This is a genomic window from Roseateles sp. P5_B10 (assembly GCF_056400485.1).
The window spans coordinates 1-1590 of sequence record NZ_JBFULE010001035.1 but is presented as its reverse complement, the minus strand read 5'-3'; the positions used below and the strand labels follow the sequence as shown (position 1 = coordinate 1590).

Here is a 1590-nt window from a genome sequence, read left to right as displayed (position 1 = left end):
GTACTCCTCGATGCGGCCGCGGAAGTAGCGGTAGAACATCAGCGAGGGGATGGCGATCATCAGGCCGAAGGCCGTGTTGTAGAGGGCGATGGAGATGCCGTGCRCCAGCTCGAGCGCTACATGAACACCCTGGGCACCATCGCCACGGCCGCGCCGCTGCTGGGGCTGATGGGCACCGTGGTCGGCATGATCGAGATCTTTGGCAGCCAGACACCCGGCGGCGGCAACCCCGCGCAGCTGGCGCACGGCATCTCCATCGCCCTCTACAACACGGCCTTCGGCCTGATGATCGCCATCCCCTCGCTGATGTTCTACCGCTACTTCCGCGGCCGCATCGAGGAGTACGTGCTCGAGCTCGAAGCGGCGGCAGACCGCTTGCTGGGCCAGCTGCGCCGCTACACGGCCTGAAATGGACTGCCCCTCCTCTGGTCTCGCCCCGCTGAACGCGGGCGCGCCCAACCGGTCCCCCGAGGGGACGGCGATGCTTGCGGCATTGAGCCGCAAGCACATCGCCTGCGGGCCGGCTAGGGGCGGCCCGGCGCCGGTCCGCGGCGTGAGGCGCTGCACACAACGGATGAACTGACATCATGAGATTCCGCTCCCCACACCGCGAGCCGCCGGAGATCAACCTCATCCCGTTCATCGACGTGCTGTTGGTGATCCTGATCTTCCTGATGCTGTCAACGACCTACTCCAAGTTCACCGAGCTGCAGATCACCCTGCCCTCGGCCGATGCGGAGAAGTTGAAGGACAGGCCGCAGGAGGTCATCGTCGGCATCGCCGCCGATGGCCGCTTCGTCATCAACCGCCAGCCGGTGGAAGGCCGCTCCGTGGACATCCTGATCGCCGCGCTGCGCCAGGCCTCCGGCGGCAACGCCGACGCGTCGCTGATCATCTCGGCCGACGCCGCCACGCCTCACCAGGCCGTCATCAACGTGATGGACGCCGCGCGCCGCGTCGGCCTGACGCGTGTCACCTTCGCTGCCCAAACCGACGCTCGCTGACCGCCTCCAGCAAGAGTGGCTGATCGGCGGGCCGCTGTCGGTCGCCCTGCTGCCGCTGAGCTGGCTCTACCGCACGCTGCTGGCGCTGCGCCGGTTGGCCTATGCCATCGGTTTCAAGCGCGTCGAAACGCTGCCTGTGCCCGTCATCGTCGTCGGCAACTGGATCGTCGGCGGTGCCGGCAAGACRCCGACGACGCTGGCCCTGCTGGCGATGTTGCGCACGCGCGGCCTGCGCGCTGGCGTCGTCTCGCGTGGCTACGGGCGCGAGAGTGACGGCGTGCGTCTCGTCACTGGTGTATCGACGGCCCGTGAAGTCGGGGACGAGCCCCTGCTCATCCATCTGCGCAGCGGCGTGCCGGTGGCGGTCGGCCGCGACCGCGTCGCCGCGGCGCGCGCCTTGTTGGCTGCCGAGCCCGGGCTGCAGCTGCTGGTCAGCGACGACGGCCTGCAGCATTGGCGGCTGCCGCGTGCCTTGAGCCTGCTGGTGTTCGATGAGCGCGGCCTGGGCAATGGCCGCCTGCTGCCCGCGGGCCCCTTGCGCCAGCCGCCTGCGGCGCTGGCGGCTGACGAGCTCGTCGTCTACAAC

2 protein-coding genes and 2 pseudogenes are annotated in these 1590 nt (G+C 69.0%); 3 read left to right on the top strand and 1 reads right to left on the bottom strand.

Translation table 11 applies throughout. The annotated features are described in order from the left end of the window. A pseudogene (locus AC1DU6_RS30530) lies at window positions 1–60 on the bottom strand (MotA/TolQ/ExbB proton channel family protein); the annotation flags it as partial. A gap of 18 nt (window positions 61–78) precedes the next feature. Here AC1DU6_RS30530 and AC1DU6_RS30525 point away from each other — a divergent pair. The 3 genes and pseudogenes from AC1DU6_RS30525 to lpxK all read left to right on the top strand — a co-directional run. Continuing rightward, a pseudogene (locus AC1DU6_RS30525) lies at window positions 79–408 on the top strand (MotA/TolQ/ExbB proton channel family protein); the annotation flags it as partial. 179 nt (window positions 409–587) lie between these two features. Beyond that, the gene (locus AC1DU6_RS30520; protein ID WP_056197797.1) at window positions 588–1004 is read left to right on the top strand and encodes an ExbD/TolR family protein; all 417 of its coding nucleotides are present in this window, start codon (window positions 588–590) and stop codon (window positions 1002–1004) included. Continuing rightward, window positions 970–1590 (top strand): tetraacyldisaccharide 4'-kinase (gene lpxK, locus AC1DU6_RS30515; protein ID WP_477861828.1); only part of this gene is annotated, 621 nt, incomplete at its 3' end. The genes AC1DU6_RS30520 and lpxK, both read left to right, overlap by 35 nt.

Bases quoted from the DNA above. Each gene is read 5' to 3' on its own strand.
- AC1DU6_RS30520 (WP_056197797.1), top strand. From the start codon at position 588: ATGAGATTCCGCTCCCCACACCGCGAGCCGCCGGAGATCAACCTCATC.